Origin of the sequence: Kingella sp. SNUBH-2017, assembly GCF_028680565.1 — a bacterium.
GTDB lineage: Bacteria > Pseudomonadota > Gammaproteobacteria > Burkholderiales > Neisseriaceae > Kingella_D > Kingella_D pumchi.
The window spans coordinates 1-25,992 of record NZ_JAPHVK010000006.1; the positions used below are offsets into that span (position 1 = coordinate 1).

The window sequence follows — 25,992 nt, forward strand, 5'->3', positions numbered from 1 at the left end:
CCCGCTGTGCAGCCCCCGCTGTGCAGCCCCCGCTGTGCAGCCCCCGCTGTGCAGCCCCCGCTGTGCAGCCCCCGCTGTGCAGCCCCCGCTGTGCAGCCCCCGCTGTGCAGCCCCCGCTGTGCAGCCCTTTTTTTCGGGCTTTTGCAGCATCGTTCATTTTCCAAACAAGGAGACCGAATTATGCAGAAAACCCTACTCGCCCTTTCCATCCTTTCCTTCGCCGCCGCCGCATCCGCCGCGCCCGACTCCCAAGAAACCCCGCTGCACCCGATTAAAGACGGGAGATATACCGTTACCACCGGCTACGAACATAGCAATATAAAAAGCGGTATCAGCGAAAGCAAAATCAATCGTGATAGCTTTACTCTGCGCGGCCGTGCCGATATCCCGCTGGCGCAGCAGCACGCCATCCGTGCCGAATTGGGCTATGCCCACCGCAGTTATGATGCAAAAGCAAATGGCGTAACCTTAGTGGACGGCGGCAAGACCGATGAAATCGACCTATATGCGGGCTATTTGTATTCCCCGTCCGGCTTCAAGCAGGGCGGCCTGCGCGTGGGTGGCGGGCTGGGTTACTTTTCCAACAATAGCAACGCCCGCGCACACCGCACCGTCCACGCCCCGAATATCGTGGACAACGATTCAAGCGGCCTATACCTGAAAGCGCAGGTGGAATACGAGCAGGATTTGGGCGGCGGCTGGAGCATCACCCCGTGGGGCGAAGCGCAGGTCAGCCTGCGTGAAAGAACTGAAACCAAATGGTCACAGGCTTATCCACATGTGCCGGATGAAACGCACAAGGACAGCAGCTACGTCATTAGTTTGGGCGTGGACGCGCAGAAACAATTCACCCCGAATCTGGCGCTGACCTTCGGCCCCTACTACCGCTACGACCATTCCAAAACCCATGCCTACGACCATGCCGGCGTCCATTTCGATTCGTCCACCAGCCACGCGCACAGCTTCGGCATCCGCGCCGGCCTGCGCTTTTAAACCGCCGCGCTTGTCTGCAACGCAAAGGCTGCCTGAAATTTCAGGCAGCCTTTCTTCGTCCGATTTGTCGGCTGCCTGGGGGCGTGTAGGGAGTGCGTTGCAGAGTGTAGGTCGGATACTTGTATCCGACATTTCCCGTTTCTTACCGCATGCCGCCCTTGCGGCCGGCTGTCGGATTCGAGAATCCGACCTACGGGGTATTTTGCGGTTTTCAGGCTGCTTTGGGCTTCAGGCTGCTTTTCAGGTGGTTGGTTTATTTTCAGGCCGCCTTTTTGCTGCCCTTGCCGCCGGCAATTACAACAACGGGCTGACCAGCCGTACGCAGCGTTCGGCGAAGCGGCGCAGGGGGCGGCGCTGCTGCCAGCGCTGGGGGTCGAGCGCTTCGCTGTGCGCCAGATAGCTTTGCAGCAGCGCGGCGATGTCGGCGGCGGTGTCGCTGCCGTAGGCCATCAGGCTGACTTCGAGATTGAGATAGAAGCTGCGCATGTCGATATTGACGGTGCCGAACAGGGCGAAGCGGCCGTCCACCAGCACGGCTTTGGTGTGCAGCAGGCCGCCGTCGAACATCCGCAGTTTGACGCCAGCGGCCAGCAGCGGCTGGTAGTAGGCTGCGGCGGCGTAGCGCACCAGCCGGGAATCAACGCGGCGCGGCATAATCAGGGTAACGTCCACGCCGCGGCGGGCGGTGGTGGTGAGGGTGTTGAGCAGGGCTTCGTCGGGTACGAAATAGGGGGTGCTGATCAGTACGCTTTCTTGGGCGATATTGAGCGCGTTGGTCAGCACGTCGTAAACCAGCGAGGTATCGCCGCCGGGGTGGGAGGGCAGCACCTGCAGCTGGCGGCCGCTGGCGGTGCTGCCGGCGGCGGGGGCGAAATCGGGCATTTCGGCGGTGTAGTGGCTCAAATAGGTAATGGTTTCGTCGAGATTGCGGTTGGTTTCGCCCGCCCAGTCGCCGTAGAACACCGCTGCCAGCTCTTGGGCGGCGGGACCTTCGCAGCGCAGCACGGCATCGACCCATTCGCCGACGCCGGCGCTTTGCTTGAACAGGCGCGGATCGACCAGGTTGTAGCTGCCGGTGTAGGCGGTGCGGTAGTCGGTAACCAGAATCTTGCGGTGGTTGCGCAAATCGCTGCGCACCCACAGCGAGCGCCACAGGGCAAAGGGCAGGGCGGGGGTAACTTCGACGCCGGCCTGCCGCAGCCGTGCCGGCCAGCCGGAGCGCCAAAAGGCGGCGCTGCCCAGCGAATCGGCCAAGAGCTGGCAGCGCACGCCGCGCTGTGCCGCGCGCATCAGCGCTTCGAGCACGGCGGCGACGCGGCCGCTGCCGTCGATAATGTAAAAGGCCATCAGGCAGCAGTGCTGCGCGGCGTCGATGTCGGCGCGAAAGGACTGCAGGATTTCGTCGGTATCGGACAAAAGGCGCACGCGGTTGCCGCCGGTAACCGGATGGCCGCTGCTGGTGCGTACCAGATGGGCAAGCTGGGCAAAGCGTTTTTCCGCCGGCTCGGTGGTCTGCGGCGGCATAAAGCGGTCGGCAAAGGCGTCGTGAAAGGCCAGAAGCTCGGCCTGGCGCACCGCCCGCCCGCGCCCGAGCCGCGGCTCGCCGATTAAAAGGTAGAGCAGCACGCCGAACACGGGAAAGGCAAACAACAGCGCCAGCCACGCCAGCGCGGCGCTGCCGGAGCGGCGGGCGTAAATCACGCGCAGGGCGACGGTTAGGGTTAAAGCAAAGTGGCTGAGAATCAGAATGTCCGACCAGTTCATTAGCGATACTCCGTGAATGAAAAAGCAGCCTGAAAGCGGCGGAAAACGGCTTTCAGGCTGCTTGGGACAGGACGGATTATAGACGGTGGCTGTTCAGGCTGCCCGGTTTGCCAAAAGGCAGCCTGAAAAAAGCAGCCTGAAAAAAGCAGCCTGAAAGGCTTTCAGGCTACCTGAAAAGGGGTTTAGGACGTTTCTTCTTGCGGCGGCGGGCGTAGTTCTTTTTTCAGGCGCACATAAACCACGCGGCGCACCAGGGCGACGGTGTCGCCGTGATCGTCGTACACCCGCACGGTGAACTCGGGCAGGTGTTTGCCGCCGCCGGCGATGGCATCTTCGATGGCGGCGATTTCTTCGCGGCTGATGCTGCAGTCGAGATAAACGGCGCCGCGGCCGGGTTTGACGAACTCGATTTCGGCGGCTTTGTCCCACACATAGCAGCGGCCGTGGAAAATGCCGTTGAGCATTAGCGAGTAGATCGGGTCGGTCATGGCAAACAGGCTGCCGCCAAACTGGCTGCCGTGCAGGTTTTGCGTGCTGCGCCAGCCGGCGAGCTTGGCGCGGATGCGGGTGAAATCGTCGGCCAGATGGGTGATGCGGATGCCGCTGAACAAGAGCGGCGGCCACAAATTGAGCATCCTTTGCGTGCGCCGTGCGCTTTTGGGGCGTTGGCGCCGGCGGCGGATCAGGCGCAGCGGCATCTTATTCTTCCGTCTCGCCGGTGGCGAAGAAATAATGGCTGGCGGTGAACGGATTACCTTGTTCGTCGGCCAGTTCGGCGCCGGCAGCCGAATGTTTGATTACCAGCAGGTTCAGGCTGCCGGCGCTGTTGAGCACGCTGCCGGCGTCTTCGCCGTCTTTAAGCACTTTGCCGCCGGCCTGCTGCGGCGCGGCGTTTTCGGCAATCGCCAGCCCGCGTTTGACCTGGCCGCGGTATTGGGCGCGGGCGATGACTTCCTGACCCGGGTAGCAGCCTTTGCGAAAATGGATGCCGCCGATGGTGTGCTGGTTGAGCATCTGGGCGACGCAGCTTTCGCTGGTGGCGGCGCAGATCCACGGATAGCCGCTGGCGATTTCGTGCTGCTGCCAGCGCGTTTCGGCGGCGGCGTCGTAAGGCGGCAGCTCGGCGGCGGGCGCAATCTGCATCACGCCGCCGTGCGGCAGCTGGGCGCGGCCGTCGGGCGCGGGAAACTGGTGCTGCGGCTCGGCGGGAAACAGCGGCGCGGCGCCGTCGGGCAGCAGGCCGGCCACGCCGTAGTCGGGCAGGATTTCAAACTGCACTTTGGCGCGCATTACAAACATCCGCAGCCGCTTGAGCACGGTTTCCGCCAGATCGGCGGCCAGCGCCAGCAGGATTTCGTCGCCGGCGTTGTAGGCCAAAAGGTTGGCGATCACGCGGCCTTTGGGGGTGTTGTAGGTGGCATAGCAGGCATGACCGGCGGGAAGGTTGTTGATGTCGTTGGAAAACTGGCCGTGCAAAAAGCTGTGGCGGTCGTCGCCGACAGCGCGGATAACGGCAAAAAAGGGCAGGGTGCTGGCAGACATGTTAAAAGTTTCCTTTCCGGTGAAACAATTTGTGATGGCGGAAAATAACGCCTTTTGCCGCCGCTTTCAAGCGCCGGCAGCCTGAAAATGGTCAAGCTGCGGTTTTGCCGATAAAATGCGCGCCCCCAACCACTTCAGGCAGCCTGAAATGATAAGTGCCGCTTCCCAGTATTTTTCCGCCCTAATTGATATCGTGCTGCACATCGACCAACATCTGGCGGCGCTGGCCGGCGAATACGGCGTGTGGATTTACGCCGTATTGTTTGTGATCGTTTTTTGCGAAACCGGGCTGGTGTTCACCCCGTTTTTGCCCGGCGATTCGCTGCTGTTTGCCGCCGGTGCGGTGGCCGCGTCTTCCGGCGGCAGCCTGAATGTGCACCTGATCGCCGCACTGCTGCTGGCGGCGGCGATACTGGGCGACGCCGTCAATTTCGCCATCGGCAAAGCCTTCGGCGCGCGGCTGTTTTCGCGCCCGAACTCGCGCCTGTTCAAACCCGAATACCTGCAAAAAACCCACGCCTTTTACGAAAAATACGGCGGCAAAACCATTATCCTCGCCCGCTTCGTGCCGGTGGTGCGCACCTTCGCCCCCTTTGTGGCCGGCATGGGGCGGATGCACTACGCCACCTTTATCCGCTACAACATCATCGGCGCGCTGGCGTGGGTGCTGCTTCTGACCTATCTGGGCTACGCCTTCGGCAACGTGCCGCTGGTTAAACAGAATTTCGGCTTGCTGGTTATCGGCATTATCGTGGTATCGGTGCTGCCGATGGCGGTGGAAATCGTCCGCGCCTTTGTGCGCAAAAAGCGCGCGTAAAGGGCGAGGCGCAACAGGCAGCCTGAAAAGGCAACAACCCCCTTATTCCCGTCAATGCCGCCCAGCTTTCAGGCTGCCAGCACCCCCAAGCAACCCGAAACGCCGCTGGAGCAACTGCTCTTTGTGCGCGGCGGCAAAGCCGTTATACTCCGCGCCTTCGCAAACCACTTAAATAAAGACAAAAACATGAAACCCGATACTTTCGAACGCTACGGCTCGGTGAGCCGTTTTTTCCATTGGTCGATGGCGCTGCTGTTTGTATTTATGTACTACAGCGCGGTGCTGTTTTCGCAGGAAAACTTCGACCTGATGCCCTACCACAAAGCCACCGGCCTGCTGCTGATGCTGCTGATTCTGCTGCGCGTGGTGTGGATGCTGGCCAATCTGAAAAAGCGCCCGCACGGCTCGCTGGTGGTCAAACTCGGCCATCTGGCGCTGTATCTGCTGATGCTGGCGGTGCCGGCCGTCGGCCTGATCCGCCAGTACGGCGCGGCGCGCCATCCTTTGGAAATCGGCCCGTTCACCATGCCGCAGGCGGCAGAGAAAATCGAATGGATGTCCAATCTCGGCAACGCCGCCCACGGCAAACTGGGCTGGCTGCTGATGGCTTTCGCCCTCGGCCATATTGCCATGGCGCTTGTCCACCAGCTTAAAGGCGAAAAACTGCTGCAGCGCATGGCCGGCCGCTAAATCCGTTTTTGCAATCAACAAAACGCCCGTTTCAGGCAGCCTGAAACGGGCGTTTGGTTTGGGTGGGCAGACAGGCAGCCTGAAAGCGTTGCCCGCCGTATCTGCCAAACGGTGCGCGGTGCGCACCCTACCGCCCATTTAGCCTGCGCTGATGCAGCCTGAAAGCGGCAAACCGGCTTTCAGGCTGCTTTTTGTTTGGGCAGACGGCGTTTTCAGGCTGCCGTTTAGCGCAGCCAGGACTGCGGGTTGATGGTGCGGCCGCGGTAGCGCAGTTCGAAATACAGGCCCTGTTCGCCGCTGGGCAGGGTGCCGCTGCTGCCGATGCTTTGGCCGGCGGCGACGCTGCTGCCGTTGCCGACGGCCAGCGACGAGAGTCCGCCGTAAACCGAAAGGTAGCCGTCGCCGTGGCTGATGATGACGGTGTTGCCGTAGCCGCGCAGGTCGGCGGCGTATTCGACGCGGCCGGCGGCGACGCTGCGCACGACGGCGTGGTCGGCGGCGAAAAACAGTCCGCGCCAGACGCCGCCGCTGGGGCGGGCGCTGCCGAAGCGGCCGCTGACGCCGGCGGATACCGGCCGCAGCAGGGCGCCTTGTTTGCGGCCGAAGCCGCTGCCTTCGGGGGCTTTGGCGGCGGGGCGGGCTTGGTCGGACGTGGTGTTGTCGCGGGACGGTTCGGTGTGGGCGCTGTTTTCATCCAGCGCCAAATCTTCGGCGGTCAGCGTCGAGCGTTCGCGCTGTTGGTCGCGCTTGCCGGCGTTTTGGCTGCCGGCTGGGTTTTTGGCTGCCGGCGGCGGGGTTTTGGCGGCAGGTTTTTTTGCTGCCTGCTCGGCTTTGGCGCGGGCGGCTTTTTCCCGCTGGGCGGCTTCGGCTTTGCGCTGGGCGGCTTCGCGGGCGGCAATTTGGGCGACGATTTGGTTGAGCCGTTTTTCGTCTTGGCGCAGGCCGGCCAGGCGGCGGTTTTGTTTGTCGATGTCGGCGCTCAGGCGGCGGCTGTCGCTTTGGGCTTTGCTTTCTTCCTGGCCGAGTTGTTTGAGTTTGCTGCGGCTGGCGGCGGCCAGTTTTTCCAGACGCGCCAGCTCGGCATTGACCGCCGTTTCTTGGCGGTTTAATTCGCGCTGCTGTTCGGCCAGCCGCTGCAGCACTTTGTCGTTGGCCTGGCTGATATGGCGGCTGTAGCGCAGAAAACGGCTTTTTTGCGCGGCATCGGCGTTTTTCAGAAACAGCACGAGGGCGTGGCTTTGGCGGTTGCGGTAGTTGCCGTTGATCAGGCGCGCCACTTGCGCTTTGGTGGCGGCGATGTCGGTTTTCAGGCTTTCGAGATCGGTTTGCAGCTTCTGCAGGCTGCTCCAGGCGGCGTTTTGGCGGCGGGTGATGGCTTCGAGCTCGCGTTTGAGCTGCTGCAGGCGCAGTTTGGCGCGCTGCAGGGCGGCATCGGCGCGGCGGCGGGCGTTTTCTTTCTGCTGCAGCTCCTGCTGGGCACGGCCGATGGCCTGCTGCACGCTGTCGAGCCGCTCGCTCTCGTTTTCGGCATGCGCGGCGGTGCAGGCAAAAACGGCGGCCAGCAGCAGAAGGCGGAAACGGTTTTTCATGGCGGGGGACTGGTCGGGAAAAGCCGCGATTATAACGGCAGGCGCCGGCAGCCTGAAAAGCGGCGGCGGATATTTTTCAGGCTGCCTGTATGCCGAAGGCACAGAGCAAAGCAGCCTGAAAGCCGGTTTGGCGCTTTCAGGCTGCTTGGCAAGCGGGGTTACTGCCGGTATTGCGACGCCCGCAGCGGGTCTTCGGGAATCTGTTGGAGAAAGCCTTTGCCGAAGCCTTTGATCGAGGCAAGGTTTTCGTCGATATGGGTGGCGCGGATGCGGATAATCGAATTAAAGAGCGCCATCAGCAGAAGCAGCGCCAAAGGCACGATAACCAGCAGGGCATTGATTTCGCGGTATTCGCCGGAGAATATCACCAAAAACGGCAGCAGCAACAGCACCAGAAAAACGATGGCCAGCGCCAGATTCAGGCGGCGGCGCCAGATGTGCTTGGGGCAGTAGCACAGCGTAAGCAGCACTTTTTTGCGCAGCAGCAGCGCCAGAACGGCATACAGCAGCAGCGCCAGTCCGCCGGTAATAAATACCAGCAGCAGCACCCAATACACATGCGGCGAATGCCAGTAGAGCTTGCTCGGCCTGGCCGGCGGCTGCGCCGCTTCGCCGCAGCGCACGCAGCAGTGGGGCAGATCGCTCTCGGGCGGCAGATAGACGGTTTTGCCGTCGCGCCAGCATTCGTGTTGGTTAAACAGTTGCTCTTCGGCAGCCTGCGGGGTTTGGTAGGGGTTGAAATCGTTGTTTGTCATCGGAAGTCGGTTTTTTTGCTTGGGGGAGGGAGACGGTATTTTCAGGCTGCCTGCGGCCGGCGCTATTTGGGCGGCAGGCAGCCTGAAAGCAGGGCGGCGATTTGCTGCAGGCCGGCGGCGTCGGTGTCGTCGAAAGCCGCAAGCTCTTCGGCATCGGCATCAAGCACGCCCCACACTTTGCCGTGACGGTTGGTAAGCGGGACGACGATTTCCGACTGCGCGCGCGAGGAGCAGGCGATGTGGTCGGGATGGGCATTGACATCGGCTACCACCAACGTGGCGCGCTGCTGCCATGCCTGTCCGCACACGCCGCGGCCGTAGGCAATGCGGGTGCAGGCCAGCGGCCCTTGGAACGGCCCCAACACCAAATCGTTGTCGCGCACCAGATAAAAGCCCACCCACAGCCAGCCGAAGGCTTCTTTGAGCACGGCGGCGGTGTTGGCAAGATTGGCGGTTAGGTCGGTTTCGCCTGCGATTAGGGCGACGATTTGCGGCAGCAGCTCGGCATAGCGCTCGGATTTGTTGTTGCCGCTAAGGTTCAACGTGTGCATGGTATCGGGCAGCCTGAAAACAAAAAGGCCGCCATTATCCGCCTAAAGCACCCTTATCGGAAAGCGCCGCGCGCGTGTAGAATGGCCGTTTTCCCACCCGTCAATACGACCTATGGAGAAACACATGAAAAAGCTCTTTCCCACAAACAGCCTGATTTCCGTGATTAAAGTATCCGACTATGCCGCCGCACTGGCTTGGTACGGCGCCTGGCTGGGCGAGCCGGACGAAGTGCCGATGGATGGCATGGCGGAATGGCGCATTGCCGATAATGCCTGGCTGCAACTGGATGCCAGCGAAGGCGCTGCCCATCCCGCTGCCGTCGTTATCGGCGTGAATGATGTTGCCGCCTGCCGTGCGGCCTTGCTGACGGCGGGAATTGCCGCCGGCGACATTGTCGATTGGGAGGTCGTTCTGTGCTGCGACCTGCACGACCCGGACGGCAACAGAATTTCCCTGGCACAAGTCATCGGATAACACCATGATCGCTTACCTGCGCGGCACGTTCCTGCTCAAACAGGCAAGGAGCAGGCAATGAAACTGTACACCAGCATCACTTCCCCGTATTCCCGCGCCATTATGCTGACCGCGCTCTCGCAGGGCATGGACGGCTTGGCATTGGCTTACGCCGATCCGTGGGCGACGCCGCCGGAGCTGACCGCCGTCAATCCGCTCTCGCAGGTGCCGGCGCTGCTTGCCGACGACGGTACCGTTATCTGCGGCACGGCCTTTGTTGCCGACTACCTGTTCAGCCATCCGCTGCACGACGCGCAGCAGGCGGCGCTGGCCGGCTATGCGCAGGCGCTGCTCGACCAGGTGGTCAAAGCCTATTCGCTGGCCAAATTCCTGCCCGATGGCATGGCCGAACACCCGCATATCCCGCGTGCTCGCGAAGCCGTGGTCCGCGGCCTGCAGCAGGCGCCCGCGCTTGATCCGCGCAGCAATGAGTTCGCCCACCATCTGCTGGGCATGGCCTTTTCCTATGCCGAACTGCGCCATCCCGCGCTGTTTGACCAACTTAGTGCCGCCAGCCGCGCGGCGTTTGCCGAATACCGGCAGCGCGCCGACGTGCAGGCCGTCAGCATCGAAGCGCTCGAGCGCAAACCCGCTACCATCGCCGCCATCCGCGCCACCATCGCCGCCTGACGGGAAAAGCAGCCTGAAAAGCCGTTTTCCGCCTTTCAGGCTGCTTTTTCAGGCTGCCTTTGGGGTAAACGAAAGAGAAAAAAGCCTGTATTGCTGCAGGCTTTTTGCAACGGTCAAAAGGTAAACGGCTGCTGCCGCAGACAAAAAAGCAGCCTGAAAACCACAACTCGGTTTTCAGGCTGCTTTTTACGGTGCAGGGATTACTGCGCGGGGTTGTCCTGCGCGGGCGCTTCGATCAGGGCTTTGATCGACAGGCGCACGCGACCGCGGTCGTCCACTTCCAGCGCTTTTACTTTGACGCTCTGGCCGACTTTAAGGTAGTCATTAACGTCTTTCACGCGCTCGTGGGCGATTTGGCTGATGTGTACCAGGCCGTCTTTGCCGGGCATGACGGAAACGATCGCGCCGACGTTGTTGTCGAGGATTTTCACCACGGTGCCGTCGTAAACTTTGCCCACTTCGACTTCGGCGGTGATTTCTTCGATGCGTTTTTTCGCCGCTTCCACCGAATCGGCGCTGACGGCGGCGATGGTGATGGTGCCGTCTTCGGCGATGTTGATTTCGGTGCCGGTTTCGGCGGTCAGCGCACGGATGGTTTCGCCGCCTTTGCCGATCACGTCGCGGATTTTGTCCTGGTTGATTTTCATGGTGAACAGGCGCGGCGCGTGTTGCGACAATTCCTGCGGGCCCTGTACCGCTTCTTTCATCTGGCCGAGAATGTGCAGGCGGGCTTCTTTGGCCTGTGCCAGTGCGATCTGCATGATTTCTTTGGTGATGCCTTGGATTTTGATGTCCATTTGCAGCGCGGTTACGCCGTCGGTGGTACCGGCTACTTTGAAGTCCATGTCGCCGAGGTGGTCTTCGTCGCCCAGGATGTCGGTGAGCACGGCGAATTTGTTGCCCTCCAAAATCAGGCCCATGGCGATACCGGCCACATGGGCTTTCAGCGGTACACCGGCAGAGAGCAGACTCAGACAGCCGCCGCAGACGGAAGCCATCGAAGACGAGCCGTTGGACTCGGTAATTTCGGAGACCACGCGCATGGTGTAGCTGAACTCTTCCGGCTCAGGCAATACGGCCAACAAGGCGCGTTTGGCCAGGCGGCCATGGCCGATTTCGCGGCGTTTGGGTGCGCCCATGCGGCCGCATTCGCCGGTGGAATAGGGCGGGAAGTTGTAGTGCAGCATAAAGCGGTCGGTGTATTCGCCGGAGAGAGCGTCGATGATTTGCTCGTCGCGCGATGTGCCGAGGGTGGCGACGGCCAGCGCCTGGGTTTCGCCGCGTGTAAACAGCGCCGAGCCGTGGGTGCGCGGCAGCACGCCGGTTTGGATATTGATGGGGCGCACGGTGCGGGTGTCGCGGCCGTCGATGCGCGGCTGGCCGTTAAGGATTTGGCTGCGGACAACGTCGGCTTCCAGATGTTTGAAAATGCCCTTGATTTCGTTGGCGGCGAGGGTATCGGTGTCTTCGTTGATTAAGGCAGCCTGAACCGCAGCCCACGCTTCGGCGATTTTCGCGCCGCGCGCCTGTTTCGAGCGGATTTTGAAGGCTTCGGCGATAGTGTCGCCGGCGATTTCTTTCACTTTGGCCACCAGCTCGGCGTTCGGCTCGGGCGCTTTCCAGTCCCACACTTCGGGGTTCACTTCGTCGGCCAGCTCGTTGATGGCTTTAATCACAGCCTGCATCTGCTCGTGGCCGTACACCACCGCGCCGAGCATCACGTCTTCGGGCAGGATGTCGGCTTCGGATTCCACCATTAAGACGGCCTGCGCGGTGCCGGCCACCACCAAATCCAGCTGCGATTTTTCCAGCTGGGTTTTGGTCGGGTTCAGCACATAGCCGCCGTCCAAATAGCCCACGCGCGCTGCGCCGATGGGGCCGGCAAAGGGCACGCCGCTCAACACCAGCGCGGCGGACGCGCCGATCATCGCGGGGATGTCGGAATCGATTTCGGGATCGACGGACACCACCATCGCCACGATTTGGATGTCGTGATAAAAGCCTTCGGGGAACAGCGGGCGGATGGGGCGGTCGATCAGGCGGCTGGTGAGGATTTCTTTTTCGCTCTGCTTGCCTTCGCGCTTGAAAAAGCCGCCGGGGATTTTGCCTGCGGCGTAGGTGCGCTCGAGATAATCGACGGTCAGTGGGAAGAAGTCCTGCCCGGCTTTGACTTCCTTGTTGGCGGTAACGGCCACCAAAACCACGGTGTCGCCCATAGACACTTTCACCGCTGCAGCGGCCTGGCGGGCGATTTCGCCGGTTTCGAGGGTTACGGTGTGCTGGCCGTATTGGAAGGTTTTAACGTGTTTGTTAAACATGCGGATTCCTTTGTATGGAAGTGCCCGCCGCTAAAACTCTAATGATGCACACTGTGCGACAGCCTGAAATGTGCATGGTTAGGGTTTCGGGCGTGCGGGCGGGTTGAAAAACGGGGCGGATTCTAGCATATCTGAGACCGAAAACCTAAACAAAAACCCTTTGCAGGCAACCTGAAAAAAGCTGCGGCCAAGGCTTGCCCAAAAGCGGCGGCGCCCGTATAATCGCGCGCTTTCACACAGGCACGTAGCTCAGTTGGTTAGAGCACCACCTTGACATGGTGGGGGTCGTTGGTTCGAGTCCAATCGTGCCTACCAGATTCATTGGACAGCAGAGGTTTCTGGAACTTTTGCTGTTTTTTGTTTGCTAACCGCTTTCAGGCTGCTTGTGATCTGTCAGGCAGCCTGAAAACCTAAACACCGTTTATCGGAGCCACACCATGATCAACATCACCCTGCCCGACGGCTCAGTCCGCCAATACGAAGCCCCTGTTACCGTTGCCCAGATTGCCGCATCTATCGGCACGGGTCTGGCCAAAGCCACGGTGGCGGGCAGGGTAAACGGCATTCTGCGCGACGCTTCCGATCCGATCAGCGAAGACGCCGCCGTGCAGATCATCACCCCCAAAGACCCCGAAGGCGTGGAAATCATCCGCCACTCCTGCGCCCACCTGGTCGGGCACGCCGTCAAGCAGCTGTATCCCGATGCCAAAATGGTGATCGGGCCGGTGATTGAAGACGGCTTTTATTACGATATCGCCACCGACAAACCCTTCACGCCCGAAGATGTCGCCGCCATCGAAGCGCGGATGAAAGAGCTGATCAACCAAAACTACGACGTCATCAAAGTGATGACCCCGCGCGCCCAAACCATCCAAACCTTCCAAGAGCGCGGCGAAGAATACAAGCTGCGCCTGATTGAAGACATGCCCGACGTGCAGGAAATGGGGCTGTACCACCATCAGGAATACGTCGATATGTGCCGCGGCCCGCACGTGCCCAACACCCGTTTCCTGAAAAACTTCAAGCTCACCAAGCTGGCGGGTGCCTACTGGCGCGGCGACAGCAACAACGAAATGCTGCAACGCATCTACGGCACCGCCTGGGCGAGCAAAGAAGAGCTGGCCGCCTACATCCAGCGCATCGAAGAAGCCGAAAAACGCGACCACCGCAAACTCGGCAAGCAATTAGACCTGTTCCACCTGCAAGACGAAGCCCCCGGCATGGTGTTCTGGCACCCGCGCGGCTGGACGCTGTGGCAGATTATCGAGCAGCACATGCGCCGCGAGCTCGACGCCGCCGGCTACCGTGAAGTCAAAACCCCGCAGATTCTCGACAAAACCTTCTGGGAAAAATCCGGCCACTGGGAAAACTATAAAGACAATATGTTCACCACCCAGTCGGAAAAGCGCGAATACGCCGTCAAACCGATGAACTGCCCTGGCCACGTGCAAATCTTCAACCACGGCCTGCGCTCCTACCGCGATCTGCCCATGCGCCTGGCCGAATTCGGCTCCTGCCACCGCAACGAACCTTCCGGCGCCCTGCACGGCCTGATGCGCGTGCGCGGCTTCGTTCAGGACGACGCCCACATCTTCTGCACCGAAGAGCAGATTACCGCCGAAGCCCGCGACTTCAACCAGCTGGTGATGAAAATCTATAAACAGTTCGGTTTTGAAAACGTCAGCGTCAAACTCTCGCTGCGCCCCGAAAAACGCGCCGGCTCCGACGAAATCTGGGACAAAGCCGAACAAGGCCTGCGCGACGCGCTCACTGCCTGCGGCATCCAATGGGAAGAGCTGCCCGGCGAAGGCGCCTTCTACGGCCCCAAAGTCGAATACCACATCAAAGACGCACTCGGCCGCTCCTGGCAGTGCGGCACCATCCAGCTTGATTTTGTGCTGCCCGAACGCCTCGGCGCCGAATACGTAACCGAAGACAACGGCCGCGCCCGCCCCGTAATGCTGCACCGCGCGATTTTGGGCTCGATGGAACGCTTTATCGGCATCCTGATCGAAGAGCACGCCGGCTCCTTCCCGCTGTGGCTCGCCCCCGTGCAGATGGTGGTGATGAACATCACCGAAAAACAGGCCGACTACTGCCGCGATGTCGCCGCCCAACTGCAAGCCGCCGGCCTGCGCGCCGAACTGGATTTGCGCAACGAAAAAATCGGCTACAAAATCCGCGACAACAGCCAATACCGCTACCCCTACCAAGTCGTCGTCGGCGACAAGGAAAAAGAAAACGGCCAAGTCGCCGTACGCCGCAAAGGCGAAGATCTGGGCAGCATGAGCGTGGCAGCGTTTGTCGAGCTGCTGCAGAAAGAATTGGCGCAAGCAGCCTGAAAACGGCATTAAGGCAGCCTGAAAAGTGTTTTTAGGCTGCCTGAAGCGCTGTAGCGCAGGCTGTTCGCCTGAATCCTACCAGACTGCCCCCATCGGACGACTGCCCGTTTTTTTATTATTACGGAAGCCTGAAAGGGCGGAGTGTTTTCAGGCTGCTTGGGTGCGGGAGTAGGGGAAAGCGGTAAGTCTGCTGCGAATCGCAAGGGCGCAGGCAGCCTGAAAGGCAAAAACGGCACCGTGGAAACGCGGTGCCGTTTTATTTTTGGTTTGAGTTTGACTGCTCAGCGCTTTCAGGCTGCCTGATGGTCGTAGCGCAGCTTGGACTGCACGTCGCGCAGGGCGGTGCGCAGGCCTTCTTCGACGACGGGGTGGTAGAAGGGCATGTCGAGCATCTGCGCCACGGTCAGCCCCTGCTGGTGCGACCAGGCGAGCAGGTGGGCGATGTGTTCGGCGGCGGGGCCGAACATTTCGGCGCCGAGCAGGCGGCCGCTGCCTTGTTCGGCATAAACGCGCAAATGACCCTGGTTTTTCAGCATCACGCGGCTGCGGCCTTGGTTTTTGAAGGAAACTTCGCCGATGGCGACGGCGCTGTCAAAGCGCTCGCCGTAGCGCTGCTGCAGGGCGGTGTAGCGCTCGCCGGCGCTGGCTATCTGCGGGTCGGTGAAGACCACGCCGATGGGGCTGCGGCGCAGGCCGGGGCGCACGTCGGGGTAGCGGCCGGCATTGTCGCCGGCGATTTTGCCCTGGTCGCTGGCTTCGTGCAGCAGGGGCAGCTGGTTGGAAGCATCGCCGGCGATAAAGATGTGCGGAATGCTGGTCTGCATGGTGTGCGGGTCGGCCACCGGCACGCCGCGCGCGTCGGTAACGATATTCAGGTTTTCCAGGCCGATGTTGTCGGTATTGGGCACGCGGCCGGCGGCAGCCAGCGCGTAGTCGGCAACAAAGCGGCCGCTTTGGCCGTTTTCTTCCCAGTCCACCACCACTTTGCCGTTTTCATCGAGCGAAACCTGGGTGCGGCTGTCCAGATGCAGGGTCAGCTCCTGGCTGAAGCTGGCAACGGCTTCGCGGCGGACAACCGGATCGGCCAAGCCGGCCAGATTGCCGCTGACGCCGAAGATTTCGACTTTAACACCCAGCTGCGACAGCGCCTGTCCGAGTTCGAGACCGATCACGCCGGGGCCGAACACGGCAACGCTTTCGGGCAGATCGTCCCAGGAGAAAACGTCGTCATTGACAATCAGACGGTCGCCCAAAGGCTGCCACTGCGGCAGAATCAGCGGGCGCGAGCCGGTGGCAATCACGATGCGCTCGGCACTGATGCGGGTGTGGCCGCCGACTTCGACGGTGTGCTCGTCGATAAATTTGGCTTCGCCCATAATGCGGCGCTCGGCCGGCCAGGCTTCGACATCTTCCAGCACGAAACCGACGAAACGGTCGCGCTCGGCTTTGACCCGCGCCATCACTTCGCGGCCGTCGGTGCGCACGCTGGCGGTATCGAGATGGATGCCGAAAGGGGCGGTGTGCAGGGCGTGGTGGCGGGCTTCGGCGGCGGCGATCAGCAGTTTGGAGGGCATGCAGCCGACGCGGGCGCAGGTGGTGCCGAAAACGGTGCTCTCAACCAGATAAACCTTGTCGGTGAATTGGCGGGCGTGGCGGAAGGCGCCCATGCCGGCGGTGCCGCCGCCGATAACCAGTACGTCTGCTTGGATCTGTTTCATCATGCTCTCTTCTCTTTCTGTGAAAAAGCCGCCGCGGGTTACGGCGGAGTCGGACTAAAATTAACGAGTTATTCAGGCAGCCTGCCTGCGAAAGGAAAGCTGCCTGAATAACCCGCAGGCTATTCAGGGGGCGGCCGGGAAAAGGAGGAGAAAACCCTTCCGCCCTAGAGATGTTCAACCCGAATGATTATTTCAGGTAAGCGGCCAATTCGTCGCTGCCGCCGATGTGTTTGCCGCCGATGAAAACCTGCGGTACGGCGGTTTTGCCGGTGATGGCGCGCACGGAAGTAACGGTGGCGTCTTTGCCCAAAACGATTTCTTCGTAGCTCAGGCCTTTTTCTTTCAGCAGGGCTTTGGCTTTGGCGCAGAAGGGGCAGCCGGGTTTGGTGAACAGGGTGATGGAATCCTGGTCTTTCCAGTTCGGATCGATGTATTTGATCATGGTGTCGGCGTCGGATACTTCAAAGGGGTCGCCTTCTTTAACCGGCTCGATGAACATTTTTTCGATTTTGCCGTCGTTCACCAGCATGGAGTAGCGCCAAGAACGATCACCGAAGCCCAGGCCTTCTTTACCTACCAGCATGCCCATGCCGCGGGTGAATTCGCCGTTGCCGTCGGGTACCACGGTGATGTTTTCGGCTTCCTGGTCTTCCAGCCAGGCGTTCATTACGAAGGTGTCGTTTACCGATACGCACAGGATGCTGTCGATGCCGCGGGCGAAGAACTGTTTGGCCAGTTCGTTGTAGCGGGGCAGGTGGGTGGAAGAGCAGGTGGGGGTGAAGGCACCGGGCAGGGAGAAGACTACGACTTTTTTGCCTTTGAACAAATCGTCGGTGGAAACGTCCACCCAGGCATCGCCCTGGCGGGTGTGGAATACGACGGCAGGAACGTTTTGGCCTACCAGTTCTTGTTCGGTTTTGATGTTGACTGACATATCTGAAAACTCCGTGTTTGGGTTGGGAAACTTATTGACGGGGCGGATTATAAGGACAGTCGCCGACAAATGACAATTTATTCTATTTATGGCGCGATAGTGAAAATTATCGGGCGGCGGCGCGGCCTTTGCCGGCGCGCCTGTCGGCGGGATTTCAAGGCTTTGCCGGCAGCCTGAAAAATATTAAAGGCATGTTCCAATTCAAGCTTGAATGTAAAATTTTTGCCTTAATTTGGCTTTTCGGTATAATTACTGCCAACAACTCCCCCGGCTTTGCCAACCCGATGTGGTTGGATCGACAAGGCTGGGGGCTTTCTTTTGCCTATCTTCTGTGCCACAACCGCCAATTTTTGGGGGTGGTGGTCACGCCCATCTGTTCAAGGGATATTGCTGAATTCTCAACGGATGGGAAGTCGGCCAGCAATGATAAAAATCTCTCACCCCATTGAGATTCGGGGCAAATAATATCCAGCATTCGTTTCATCAGACAAAAATAAACAAACGAGCGGCCTACAGGCAGAATTTTCCATTCTTCATCGCCCAAACCTTTCAAACTGGCTTTAATGGTAATGTCCCGATTCCATAAGCGGCTGTGGTGCGCTGATATATTTCGGATGATATTGAAAGCGTGCAGGTGAGTTTGCAGATGGCGGCCGTCTTGGAGACGATAAAACCTAGCAATTCGATTCTTATCTTCTTTTTTCATGCCTTTATAAAGCATGGACATCGTACCGAAATCCCATACTTCACAGGCCACCCATATGGGCAAATCAGGATAATGTTCCAGATGATGTTTGACAAAGCTGGTTTCTTTTTCTCGATTTACCAGGTTGTCGTATCTTTCCAACCATTCTGCATGGTTAAAGCAGGAGTCAAAATGTTGGACATTCTTATGAGCTAACGGGCAATATTTGCCCAAAGTGTATGCAATATTGACTCTCAGTGCAATTTCAATCCGTTCTAAAGCATCCAATGCCAATTGCCACAACCGCTTGTCAAACATGTATAGTTTTTTGACATCTTCAAAACTGCTGTCGGGTATGAAGTTGTCTAACCGATTTTGCGGGTTTTGGGGATCAAATTGGCGAAACGGATAAAGATAACCGCTTAACCGGTAGTATCCTATCGTTCTTAAATACGCCAGAGCTTTTTTCTCGTCGCCAATTTGCAATCCCCGGCTTTTTAGAATCTCCAGTTGCTCCTCATACGATTTCCACACTTTCGGCGTTTTCAGGTAATCCTTTTCCATCATCAATTCAACTTGTAATAGTGGGAGAAACGCTTTAGCCGACGCGGTAAAACGCCAGACTGCCCAACAGATTGGGCAGGATGCTGACGCGGCGGCCGGCGGTCATTACCGCGCGCTCGAGCACGCGGATGCGGTTTTTGGCGCACAGCGCGTCGAAGTCCTGCAGGGTGCACCAGTGGATGTTGGGGGTGTTGTACCATTGGTAGGGCATGCGCTCGGACACGGGCATATGGCCGCCCAGCGCGATTTGCAGGCGGTTTTTCCAGTAGCCGAAATTGGGAAAGCTTACAATCGCCTGCCCGGCGATGCGGGTCAGGTCGCGCAGGATGGTTTCGGTGTTCTGCATCGCCTGGATGGTCTGGCTTAAGACGATGAGGTCGAAACTGTGGTCGTCGAAGGCGGAAAGACCCTGCTCCAAATCGGCCTGTATCACGTTGACGCCGCGGCCGATGGCAGCCTGAACGCCGGCGGGGTCGATTTCGATGCCGTAGCCGCTGCAGTTTTTGTGGCGCATCAGCGCGGCCAGCAGTTCGCCGTCGCCGCAGCCCAAATCGAGTACGTGCGAGCCAGCGGGGATCCAGTCGTAAATCAGTTGTAAGTCGTCGCGTAGTTTCATTGCTGCTCTTGGGTGGTTTTCAGGCTGCTTTGCTCAAGATGCCATTGTTGTTCCTGCGAATCCCACAGCAGATAGGGCGGGTCGTAGCCGTCGTCGTAGATCAGGCGGTAGCCGCCGCGGCCGTCGGGGCGGTAGTTGGGCTGCCAGCCTTGGGCTTTGGTGTGCAGAAAACCGAGTGCTTTGAGGCCGGCGGTGTCGTTCTGGTCGGGCAGGCGGCCGTGCTCTTGGCGGTAGCGCTCGATATTGGCATTGATGCGCTCGCCCAATTCGATGTCTTTGTGGCGGCGCCATTCAAGCGGCATGTAGGTGTAGGCCAGGGCGATAAGGATGATGGCGGCGATGCCGGCAAGGGTCTGTTTCATGGTTTACACCGCGATATTGGCCATATAGGTGCGCACGGCGGCGATGTAGTCGGCGTCTTCCATCAGAAAGGCGTCGTGGCCGTGGGTGGACTGGATTTCGGCGTAGCACACGCTTTTGCGCTCGGCCACCAGCGCGCGCACCAGTTCGCGCGAGCGCTCGGGCGAGAAGCGCCAGTCGCTGCTGAAGCTGGCAACGAAAAAGGCAGCCTGAACTTTACGCAGCGCGGCGCGCAAATCGTTGCCGGCCGCGGCGGCGGGGTCGAAATAGTCGAGCGCTTTGGTCATCAGCAGATAGGTATCGGCGTCGAAACGCTCGGAGAACTTGTCGCCCTGATAGCGCAGATAGCTTTCGACTTCAAAATCGACGCCGTAGTCGTAGCGGTAGCGGTTTTCGTGCAGACTGCGGCCGAACTTGGCGCCCAGGCCGTGTTCGGCCAGATAGGTGATGTGCCCCATCATACGGGCGATACGCAGGCCGCGGCGCGGTTTGGTTTGGTGGCGGGCGTAGTGGCCGCCGTGAAAATCGGGGTCGGTAATGATGGCCTGGCGGGCGACGTCGTTAAAAGCGATGTTCTGCGTGCTCAGGCGCGGCGCGGAGGCGATAACCAGCGCGTGGCGCAGGCGCTCGGGAAACTCGATGCTCCATTGCAGCGCCTGCATGCCGCCAAGGCTGCCGCCGACCACCGCCGCCCATTGGCCGATGCCGAAATAATCCGCCAGCCGCGCCTGCGAGCGCACCCAGTCGGACACCGTAACCAGCGGGAAATCGGCGCCGTAGGCTTCGCCGGTTTCGGGATTGGCCGAAGCGGGACCGCTGCTGCCGTCGCAGCCGCCCAGATTGTTGAGGGCGACGACGAAAAAGCGGTCGGTGTCGATGGGCTTGCCCGCACCGACCATATTGTCCCACCAGCCCGGGTGTTTGTCGTCGGCGTGGTGGCGGCCGGCAACGTGGTGGTTGCCGGAGAGCGCGTGGCAGATCAGTACCGCATTGCTTTTGTCGGCATTCAGGCTGCCGTAGGTTTCCACCATCAGATCGAAGCGCGGCAGCGAGCGGCCGTTTTGCAGGGCAAAAGGCTCGTCAAAGGAAATCAGCTGCGGGCGGACGATGGTGGTGCTGGTAACGGACATGGCAAAGGCGGGCAAAACGGATGGGGTGGTTTTCAGGCTGCCGCTGTCGGCACAGGCGCCGTTGGGCAGCCTGAAAGCGGCAAAGGGCGCGATTTTAGCACTTTGCAGCGTTTCAGGCTGCTTTGGGTGCGTAGCTGTCGCTGCCGCTGGCTTTTTCGATAAATTCGATTTTGTAGCCGTCGGGGTCTTCGACAAAGGCGATTACCGTGCTGCCGTGCTTCATCGGCGCGGCTTCGCGCACCACTTTGCCGCCTTTGGCGCGCACGGCATCGCAGGCTGCGGCGGCGTTGTCGGTTTCGATGGCGATGTGGCCGTAGGCGCTGCCCAAATCGTAGCCGTCGGTGTCCCAGTTATGGGTGAGTTCGAGCACGGTGCTGTCGTGTTCTTCGCCGTAACCGACAAAGGCTAGCGTGAAGCGGCCTTCGGGGTAGTCTTTGCGGCGCAGCAGTTTCATGCCCAGCACTTCGGTGTAAAAGGCCAGCGAGCGTTCGAGATTGCCGACGCGCAGCATGGTGTGGAGTAGGCGCATGGTGGGTTCCTTGTGGTTGTGGTTTGGGGTGTGGGCAGTTTCGCGGCGCGGCGCGGACTGCTTGGGGTTTTTCAGGCAGCCTGAAGCCTTTCAGGCTGTCGGTATACTCTGTAATTTACAGGATTTCGGCTGTAGGGTGCGCACCCTACGGATTTTCAGGCTGCTTTTGAACTTTCAGGCTGCTTTAACCGCTTTCAGTGCGGCGGCGGTGTTTTCCAGATTGTCGGGATTCAGGCCGGCGATGCACAGGCGGCCGGAAGCGGGCAGGTAGATGCCGTAGTCGCGGCGCAGGCGCTGCACCTGCTCGGCGTTCAGGCCGGTGTAGCCGAACATGCCGCGCTGGCGCACAAAGCGTGCCGCGTCCTGCTGCCAGGCCGCGTTGCCGGCGAGTGCGTCGTACAGCGCCTGACGCATGGCGCCGATGCGGCCGCGCATGGCGGCGACTTCGTCCTGCCATTGCCGTTTGAGCGCGTCGTCGGTCAGCACCGCCTGCGCCAGCAGCGCGCCGTAGGCCGGCGGACTGGAGTAGATGCGGCGCACCGCGGCTTTGAGCCGCCCCTGCACCAGTTCGGCTTGGGCGCGGTCGGGGCAGACCACCGCCAGCAGGCCGATGCGCTGGGCGTAGAGCGACATATTTTTGGAAAACGAATAGGACACCAGCAGCGGCAGGCCGATGTCGGCGGCGCGGCGCACGGCGTAGGCGTCGTCGTCAAAACCGCTGCCGAAGCCCTGATAGGCCAAGTCCATAAAGGCAATCAGGCGGCGGCGCGCCATCAGATCGAGAATTTCGTCCCATTGCGCCGGTGTCGGGTCGATGCCGGTGGGGTTGTGGCAGCAGGGGTGCAGCAGCACCACGCTGTGCGCGGGCAGGGTGTCGAGAAAGGCGGTGAGCGCGGCAAAATCCAGCTCGGCGGTTTCGGCGCGGTAATAGGGGTAGTCGGCCACGCTAAAGCCGGCGCCGGCGAAAATGCCGCGGTGGTTGTCCCAAGTCGGGTCGCTGACATAGGCGCGGGCGTCGGCGAGCGTTTCGCGCAGCAGGTCGGCGCCGAGTTTGAGCGCGCCCGAGCCGCCGAGCGTTTGCGCGGTGGCCAGCCGCCCTTCGCGGATAACGGCATGAGCGCTGCCGAACAGCATTTGCGCCGCCGCCTGGCGAAAAGCCGCATAGCCTTCCATCGGCGCATAGGAAAGCGCCGCTGCCGGCAGGGCTTCGGCGGCGCGGCGCACGGCTTCGGGCAGCACCAGGCGACCGTTTTCGTCGCAGTACACGCCGATGGCAAGATTGGTTTTGTCGCTGCGGGGGTCTTGGGAAAAGGCTTCGACCAGACTCAAAATCGGGTCGCCGGCATAAGGGGTGAGATGGCTGAACATGGCGCGCGGGCGGAAAGGGAAAACGAAGCAGCGATTATATCGCAAGTACGCCCGCCCGCCGCTTTGCTATACAATCGCCGCTTTTGCTCAGGGCCGATTATGAACGACACCACCGTACAGCTTCCCGTGTTCCGCGTGGCCGGTTTGAGCCGCGACTCTGCAAGCGACACGCTGGCTGCCGACATCGAAGAAATGCGCCGCTTGTGGCTTGAAGGCAGCCTGAAAACCGAGCTGGCCGCGTTCAGCCGCAGTTTTTACGCCGTCTGCCACGCCTATTCGGACGATCGCCGCCGCTTCACCCTAACCGCCGGCTGCCTGCTGCCAAACGATGCCGAACTGCCCGCCGCTGCTGCCGAAGTGTGGCTGCCGCCGCAGCACTACCTGACCTATCCCGCCGCCGACGGCTTTCAGGCTGCCTTGGCCGCCGCCCAAGCGCAGGAAACGCAGCATCAGCCGCGCCGTTATGCCGCCGATTTTGCCGCCGTTCCCGCTTTCGGCGCCCCCGCGCTGTATATCGGCGTGGAAGGCGAAGTGCGGATCAGCGAAGAAGAAGTGTTTGACGACTAGCCCGCAGGCAGCCTGAAAGCCTTTGCAACCGTTTGACTGCGTCGCCGCTTTCAGGCTGCCTGCAAGGCGTCCGTGCCAAGCGCGTTACACTTGCGTTTGGCGCGGCACAAACCAGCCCCAAGCAGCCTGAAAGGTTTTTCAGGCTGCCGCCGCCGTTTTCAGGCTGCTTTTGAACCCACAAAAGGAAACCGCCATGCCGCACGATTTTTCCGATTTGTTCCGCCCGCAGGTGATTGCGGTGGTCGGCGCGTCCGACCGCTACGGCAGCGTCGGCCGCAAGGTGTTCGCCCGCCTGGTAGCCGAGCGTGCCGCGCCGCTGGTGCTGCCGGTCAATTCCCGCCACAAAACCGTCGGTGCCTGCAAGGCGTATCCCGATCTGGCCGCCGCCTGTGCCGAGCATGCAGTAGATACCGCGGTGGTGGTGCTCTCGGCCGACAAGCTGGCGGCGCTGGTGCGCGAAGCGGGGCGGCTGAACATCCGCTATCTGGTGTTTGTCAGCGACATCGAGCAGCCGGCGCCGGCAACGGCGGCCAAACTCGACAAGGCCGCCGAAGCCGCGCGCAAGGCGGGAGTCGGCCTGTTTGCGGTGCCGACCGACGGCGCGGCCGCGCTCTACCGCCGCGCCGAGAGCTGCGGCGCGGGCAAACATGCGGCGGCCTATATCGGCCAGTCCGCCGGCATTGCCGACTGCATGGCCAGCTACGCTGCCGAGCGCGGCATCGCCTTCAGCCGTTTCATCACCCTGAACCCGCGCCACTATCCGGTGAGTACCGGCCGCCTGATCCGCCTGGCCGCCGCCGAAGAAAACAATGCCGCGCTCTTGGTGCACATCAGCCGCATCGATAACGCCGCCGAGCTGGTCGGCGCGCTGGCCGAAGCCGCCCGCCGCAAGCCGGTGGTGGTGCTCGGCACGCTGGATAACGAAGACGAAGAAGCGCTGCTGATGCAGGCGCTGCGCCGCTGCCACATCCTGCGGGTGCCGGGGCTGACCGATTTTTTCATCGCCGCCAAGCTGATCCACACCGGCATCATCGGCGGCGGCACGCGGCTGGCGCTGATTGCCAATTCGCCGCAAATCGGCGCGCTGGCGTTTAAAACGCTGGGCGACTACGGACTGGAAGCGGCGGCCACCGGCAGCCACACCGCCCGCGCCTTCGCCCGCATCCTGCCGCACAAGCCGGCCGCCACCAATCCGCTGTATCTGCCGGCCGACAGCGCGCCGGCGGTGTTTCAGGCTGCCGCAGCCGCCTGTTTGGAAGACGAAAACAACGATGCGCTGCTTTTGGTGTATGTCGGCTCCGGCGGCGGCGACAGCCTGCTGACCGCGCAGATGGTGTCGGAATTGCAGGCTGCCAGCCGCAAGCCGCTGCTGCTGGTGTGGCTGGGCAGCGCCGATAACGATGCCGTGCGGCGTTTGTTCGGCAGCCGGCGCAATCTGCATTTCAGGCAGCCTGAATCGGCGCTGCACGCGCTGATGCAGCTCAACGAATACCGCAGCCACCGCCTGCGCCACGACCGTCTGCCCCAGTTTTACGACTACCGCGCCGCCGCGCAGGCCGCCGACAGCCTGCACAAGCACTTGAAGCCGATGATTCCGATGGCGGTGCTGCCCGCCGGCCGCAGCGCCGCCGCCCGCCTGACCGAAGCGCTGCGCCTGGAAAAACACGCCGCGCGCAAAGAGCCGGCCGGCGGCGTGCTGCTGCAATGGGAAAAACATCCGGCTTTCGGCGCGGTGATGGCGCTCGAATGCGACGGCGTCCGCACCGTCCTGCTGCCGCCGCCCGATGCGGTGTCGCTCGAACGCGCACTCGATACGCTTGGTCTCGAATATGCGCTGTGGCAGGAATGGCTGGCCGACGCGCTGGAAATTTTCTCGCGCCTGCCGGAAATCCACAGCTGCCGCCTGCGCCTGCACCGCGACGAAACGCGCGGCGGCATCGCCTACAGCGAGCTGAAGCTCAATCTGCAAGAGCCCGACAGTTTTTCCGGCGCCGCCAATCTGTTCGCCCCCTATCCGGCGGAAGAAGAGCAGCAGGTGGAACTGGCTGCCGGCAGCGCCTGGTTGCGGCCGGTGCGCCCCGAAGATGCGGCGCTGATCGGCCGGCTGGCCGACGGTTTGAGCGCCGAAAGCCGCTACCGCCGCTTTATGCAGCGCAGCGGCAGCCTGCCGCCCGCCCAGCTGCTGCGCCTGAGCAGTTTCGACTACCGCCGCGAATTTGCGTTGCTGCTCACCACCGGTGACAACACCCCGCTGGCCACCGCCGCCTACAATGCCGATAATGACGAAAGCTGCGAATTCGGCATCCTGATTGCCGACGGCCTGCAGGGGCAGGGCATCGGCAGTCTGCTGATGGAAAAACTGATTGCCCGCGCCCGCCAGCAGGGTTACCGCCGCATGCGCGCGGAAATCCTCAGCGAAAACCTGCCGATGCAGAAGCTCGCCGCCAAACTCGGTTTCACGCTGGCCAAGCATCCCGACGATCCGGCGATGATGACGGCGGTTCTGGCTTTGTAAACTGCGTTTGTCCGGCATCAAAACAGGCAGCCTGAAAGTTTTCAGGCTGCCTGTTTGCTTGGCTGCGCCGGATCGGATGCAGCGCGGGTATCGGGCAAAAAAAACCGGTACGCGCGGTACCGGCAAGGGCAAAAGTACAGAAAAATTAAGATAGAAAGCTGGCCAGATAAGTTGAACCGCTTTCGCTAAAAACATATTGCGCCAAGAAATACCAGCCGATGGCGCCGCCGATGGCGATGGTCATATTTACCCCCATGCTGCTGGAAAAGCGCTCCACCGCTTCCAATACCACCGCCACATAAATAAACAGTACGCCCCAAGTAATCCAGAACAAACCATCCAAATTCGGCATACCCGACCATTCCATCAGGGCTTTGGTAACTAAGGTGATAACGATAAAAACTAAAGCCTCGGCCAGCGATTTGACGTCGCGGTTGGCCGACCAGATGCACCAGAAGCCTAAGATAAAGGCGGTCAGCATGTAAGTGCCAGTCATTGTGG

24 protein-coding genes and 1 tRNA gene are annotated in these 25,992 nt (G+C 60.9%); 9 read left to right on the forward strand and 16 right to left on the reverse strand.

From position 1 onward, the window contains the following. Positions 1-180 precede the first annotated feature (180 nt). A complete protein-coding gene (locus OP500_RS05920) occupies positions 181-993 on the forward strand; it encodes an autotransporter domain-containing protein (RefSeq protein ID WP_274070476.1) in 813 nt (270 codons plus the stop codon). Between the two features lie 294 nt (positions 994-1,287). Here OP500_RS05920 and cls read toward each other — a convergent pair whose 3' ends face one another. The 3 genes from cls to ygfZ form a co-directional block, all read right to left on the reverse strand. Further along, positions 1,288-2,757, reverse strand: a complete 1,470-nt coding sequence (gene cls, locus OP500_RS05925; RefSeq protein WP_274070477.1) for a cardiolipin synthase — start codon at positions 2,755-2,757, stop codon at positions 1,288-1,290. A 182-nt stretch (positions 2,758-2,939) separates the two neighbouring features. Next, the gene (locus tag OP500_RS05930) at positions 2,940-3,455 is read right to left on the reverse strand and encodes a DUF4442 domain-containing protein (RefSeq protein ID WP_274070478.1); all 516 of its coding nucleotides are present in this window, start codon (positions 3,453-3,455) and stop codon (positions 2,940-2,942) included. A 1-nt stretch (position 3,456) separates the two neighbouring features. Next, the gene (gene ygfZ / locus OP500_RS05935) at positions 3,457-4,299 is read right to left on the reverse strand and encodes a CAF17-like 4Fe-4S cluster assembly/insertion protein YgfZ (protein ID WP_274070479.1); all 843 of its coding nucleotides are present in this window, start codon (positions 4,297-4,299) and stop codon (positions 3,457-3,459) included. Positions 4,300-4,447: 148 nt separating this feature from the next. On the opposite strand from ygfZ, the gene OP500_RS05940 reads away from it, so the two are divergent. Both OP500_RS05940 and OP500_RS05945 read left to right on the forward strand, forming a co-directional pair. After that, a complete protein-coding gene (locus OP500_RS05940) occupies positions 4,448-5,116 on the forward strand; it encodes a DedA family protein (RefSeq protein WP_238748270.1) in 669 nt (222 codons plus the stop codon). Positions 5,117-5,302: 186 nt separating this feature from the next. After that, complete coding sequence (locus OP500_RS05945; RefSeq protein WP_274070480.1) at positions 5,303-5,806, forward strand: cytochrome b; 504 nt, start codon at positions 5,303-5,305, stop codon at positions 5,804-5,806. A 224-nt stretch (positions 5,807-6,030) separates the two neighbouring features. Here OP500_RS05945 and OP500_RS05950 read toward each other — a convergent pair whose 3' ends face one another. The 3 genes from OP500_RS05950 to OP500_RS05960 all read right to left on the reverse strand — a co-directional run bounded on the left by OP500_RS05950 (position 6,031) and on the right by OP500_RS05960 (position 8,701). Continuing rightward, on the reverse strand, positions 6,031-7,395 hold the full coding sequence (locus tag OP500_RS05950) for a murein hydrolase activator EnvC family protein (RefSeq protein ID WP_274070481.1): 1,365 nt from the start codon (positions 7,393-7,395) through the stop codon (positions 6,031-6,033). Between the two features lie 158 nt (positions 7,396-7,553). Further along, positions 7,554-8,150 (reverse strand): hypothetical protein, encoded by a 597-nt coding sequence (locus OP500_RS05955; RefSeq protein WP_238748167.1) that lies wholly within the window; start codon positions 8,148-8,150, stop codon positions 7,554-7,556. Between the two features lie 62 nt (positions 8,151-8,212). Beyond that, positions 8,213-8,701 carry a GAF domain-containing protein gene (locus OP500_RS05960; RefSeq protein WP_238748168.1) on the reverse strand — a complete coding sequence of 163 codons (489 nt, stop codon included), beginning with the start codon at positions 8,699-8,701 and terminating at the stop codon, positions 8,213-8,215. Positions 8,702-8,825: 124 nt separating this feature from the next. Here OP500_RS05960 and OP500_RS05965 point away from each other — a divergent pair, with 124 nt between their 5' ends. Both OP500_RS05965 and OP500_RS05970 read left to right on the forward strand, forming a co-directional pair. After that, positions 8,826-9,176, forward strand: coding sequence for a VOC family protein (locus tag OP500_RS05965; RefSeq protein WP_238748169.1), 351 nt, complete (start codon positions 8,826-8,828; stop codon positions 9,174-9,176). A gap of 57 nt (positions 9,177-9,233) precedes the next feature. Continuing rightward, entirely contained in the window at positions 9,234-9,845 is a 612-nt protein-coding gene (locus OP500_RS05970; protein ID WP_274070482.1) for a glutathione S-transferase N-terminal domain-containing protein, read from the forward strand. A gap of 200 nt (positions 9,846-10,045) precedes the next feature. Here the strand turns inward: OP500_RS05970 and pnp are convergent, their stop codons facing one another. After that, positions 10,046-12,163, reverse strand: a complete 2,118-nt coding sequence (gene pnp / locus OP500_RS05975; RefSeq protein WP_274070483.1) for a polyribonucleotide nucleotidyltransferase — start codon at positions 12,161-12,163, stop codon at positions 10,046-10,048. A gap of 238 nt (positions 12,164-12,401) precedes the next feature. Between pnp and OP500_RS05980 the strand changes: the two genes are divergently transcribed. Then, positions 12,402-12,478: transfer RNA gene (locus tag OP500_RS05980), tRNA-Val, on the forward strand. Positions 12,479-12,600: 122 nt separating this feature from the next. Further along, entirely contained in the window at positions 12,601-14,505 is a 1,905-nt protein-coding gene (gene thrS, locus OP500_RS05985) for a threonine--tRNA ligase (protein ID WP_274070484.1), read from the forward strand. A gap of 290 nt (positions 14,506-14,795) precedes the next feature. Here the strand turns inward: thrS and OP500_RS05990 are convergent, their stop codons facing one another. The 8 genes from OP500_RS05990 to OP500_RS06025 all read right to left on the reverse strand — a co-directional run bounded on the left by OP500_RS05990 (position 14,796) and on the right by OP500_RS06025 (position 22,409). Continuing rightward, entirely contained in the window at positions 14,796-16,223 is a 1,428-nt protein-coding gene (locus OP500_RS05990) for a dihydrolipoyl dehydrogenase (protein ID WP_274070529.1), read from the reverse strand. A gap of 187 nt (positions 16,224-16,410) precedes the next feature. Further along, on the reverse strand, positions 16,411-17,157 hold the full coding sequence (locus OP500_RS05995; RefSeq protein WP_274070485.1) for a glutathione peroxidase: 747 nt from the start codon (positions 17,155-17,157) through the stop codon (positions 16,411-16,413). Between the two features lie 322 nt (positions 17,158-17,479). Further along, entirely contained in the window at positions 17,480-18,406 is a 927-nt protein-coding gene (locus tag OP500_RS06000) for an Abi family protein (RefSeq protein WP_274070530.1), read from the reverse strand. A gap of 34 nt (positions 18,407-18,440) precedes the next feature. Then, positions 18,441-19,022, reverse strand: coding sequence for a methionine biosynthesis protein MetW (gene metW, locus OP500_RS06005; RefSeq protein WP_238748174.1), 582 nt, complete (start codon positions 19,020-19,022; stop codon positions 18,441-18,443). Next, complete coding sequence (locus OP500_RS06010) at positions 19,019-19,384, reverse strand: hypothetical protein (RefSeq protein WP_238748175.1); 366 nt, start codon at positions 19,382-19,384, stop codon at positions 19,019-19,021. The genes metW and OP500_RS06010 overlap by 4 nt, the downstream gene beginning before the upstream one ends. Positions 19,385-19,387: 3 nt before the next feature. After that, complete coding sequence (metX, locus tag OP500_RS06015; RefSeq protein WP_238748176.1) at positions 19,388-20,512, reverse strand: homoserine O-succinyltransferase MetX; 1,125 nt, start codon at positions 20,510-20,512, stop codon at positions 19,388-19,390. Positions 20,513-20,624: 112 nt separating this feature from the next. Continuing rightward, positions 20,625-21,041 carry a lactoylglutathione lyase gene (gene gloA, locus OP500_RS06020; RefSeq protein ID WP_238748177.1) on the reverse strand — a complete coding sequence of 139 codons (417 nt, stop codon included), beginning with the start codon at positions 21,039-21,041 and terminating at the stop codon, positions 20,625-20,627. 174 nt (positions 21,042-21,215) lie between these two features. Continuing rightward, positions 21,216-22,409: an amino acid aminotransferase gene (locus OP500_RS06025; protein ID WP_238748180.1), complete on the reverse strand. Its 1,194-nt coding sequence runs from the start codon at positions 22,407-22,409 to the stop codon at positions 21,216-21,218. Between the two features lie 99 nt (positions 22,410-22,508). On the opposite strand from OP500_RS06025, the gene OP500_RS06030 reads away from it, so the two are divergent. Together OP500_RS06030 and OP500_RS06035 are read left to right on the forward strand one after the other, a co-directional pair. Further along, entirely contained in the window at positions 22,509-22,976 is a 468-nt protein-coding gene (locus OP500_RS06030; RefSeq protein WP_238748182.1) for an effector binding domain-containing protein, read from the forward strand. Positions 22,977-23,169: 193 nt separating this feature from the next. Continuing rightward, positions 23,170-25,491, forward strand: coding sequence for a bifunctional acetate--CoA ligase family protein/GNAT family N-acetyltransferase (locus tag OP500_RS06035; protein WP_274070486.1), 2,322 nt, complete (start codon positions 23,170-23,172; stop codon positions 25,489-25,491). Positions 25,492-25,636: 145 nt separating this feature from the next. On the opposite strand, the gene OP500_RS06040 is transcribed toward OP500_RS06035, so the two are convergent. Continuing rightward, complete coding sequence (locus OP500_RS06040) at positions 25,637-25,987, reverse strand: phosphate transporter (RefSeq protein ID WP_238748186.1); 351 nt, start codon at positions 25,985-25,987, stop codon at positions 25,637-25,639. Between the last annotated feature and the right edge of the window lie 5 nt (positions 25,988-25,992).

Coding starts and splice junctions, on each gene's coding strand:
- OP500_RS05920 (WP_274070476.1), top strand. CDS start 181: ATGCAGAAAACCCTACTCGCCCTTTCCATCCTTTCCTTCGCCGCCGCC.
- cls (WP_274070477.1), bottom strand. CDS start 2,757: ATGAACTGGTCGGACATTCTGATTCTCAGCCACTTTGCTTTAACCCTA.
- OP500_RS05930 (WP_274070478.1), bottom strand. CDS start 3,455: ATGCCGCTGCGCCTGATCCGCCGCCGGCGCCAACGCCCCAAAAGCGCA.
- ygfZ (WP_274070479.1), bottom strand. CDS start 4,299: ATGTCTGCCAGCACCCTGCCCTTTTTTGCCGTTATCCGCGCTGTCGGC.
- OP500_RS05940 (WP_238748270.1), top strand. CDS start 4,448: ATGATAAGTGCCGCTTCCCAGTATTTTTCCGCCCTAATTGATATCGTG.
- OP500_RS05945 (WP_274070480.1), top strand. CDS start 5,303: ATGAAACCCGATACTTTCGAACGCTACGGCTCGGTGAGCCGTTTTTTC.
- OP500_RS05950 (WP_274070481.1), bottom strand. CDS start 7,395: ATGAAAAACCGTTTCCGCCTTCTGCTGCTGGCCGCCGTTTTTGCCTGC.
- OP500_RS05955 (WP_238748167.1), bottom strand. CDS start 8,150: ATGACAAACAACGATTTCAACCCCTACCAAACCCCGCAGGCTGCCGAA.
- OP500_RS05960 (WP_238748168.1), bottom strand. CDS start 8,701: ATGCACACGTTGAACCTTAGCGGCAACAACAAATCCGAGCGCTATGCC.
- OP500_RS05965 (WP_238748169.1), top strand. CDS start 8,826: ATGAAAAAGCTCTTTCCCACAAACAGCCTGATTTCCGTGATTAAAGTA.
- OP500_RS05970 (WP_274070482.1), top strand. CDS start 9,234: ATGAAACTGTACACCAGCATCACTTCCCCGTATTCCCGCGCCATTATG.
- pnp (WP_274070483.1), bottom strand. CDS start 12,163: ATGTTTAACAAACACGTTAAAACCTTCCAATACGGCCAGCACACCGTA.
- thrS (WP_274070484.1), top strand. CDS start 12,601: ATGATCAACATCACCCTGCCCGACGGCTCAGTCCGCCAATACGAAGCC.
- OP500_RS05990 (WP_274070529.1), bottom strand. CDS start 16,223: ATGAAACAGATCCAAGCAGACGTACTGGTTATCGGCGGCGGCACCGCC.
- OP500_RS05995 (WP_274070485.1), bottom strand. CDS start 17,157: ATGTCAGTCAACATCAAAACCGAACAAGAACTGGTAGGCCAAAACGTT.
- OP500_RS06000 (WP_274070530.1), bottom strand. CDS start 18,406: ATGGAAAAGGATTACCTGAAAACGCCGAAAGTGTGGAAATCGTATGAG.
- metW (WP_238748174.1), bottom strand. CDS start 19,022: ATGAAACTACGCGACGACTTACAACTGATTTACGACTGGATCCCCGCT.
- OP500_RS06010 (WP_238748175.1), bottom strand. CDS start 19,384: ATGAAACAGACCCTTGCCGGCATCGCCGCCATCATCCTTATCGCCCTG.
- metX (WP_238748176.1), bottom strand. CDS start 20,512: ATGTCCGTTACCAGCACCACCATCGTCCGCCCGCAGCTGATTTCCTTT.
- gloA (WP_238748177.1), bottom strand. CDS start 21,041: ATGCGCCTACTCCACACCATGCTGCGCGTCGGCAATCTCGAACGCTCG.
- OP500_RS06025 (WP_238748180.1), bottom strand. CDS start 22,409: ATGTTCAGCCATCTCACCCCTTATGCCGGCGACCCGATTTTGAGTCTG.
- OP500_RS06030 (WP_238748182.1), top strand. CDS start 22,509: ATGAACGACACCACCGTACAGCTTCCCGTGTTCCGCGTGGCCGGTTTG.
- OP500_RS06035 (WP_274070486.1), top strand. CDS start 23,170: ATGCCGCACGATTTTTCCGATTTGTTCCGCCCGCAGGTGATTGCGGTG.
- OP500_RS06040 (WP_238748186.1), bottom strand. CDS start 25,987: ATGACTGGCACTTACATGCTGACCGCCTTTATCTTAGGCTTCTGGTGC.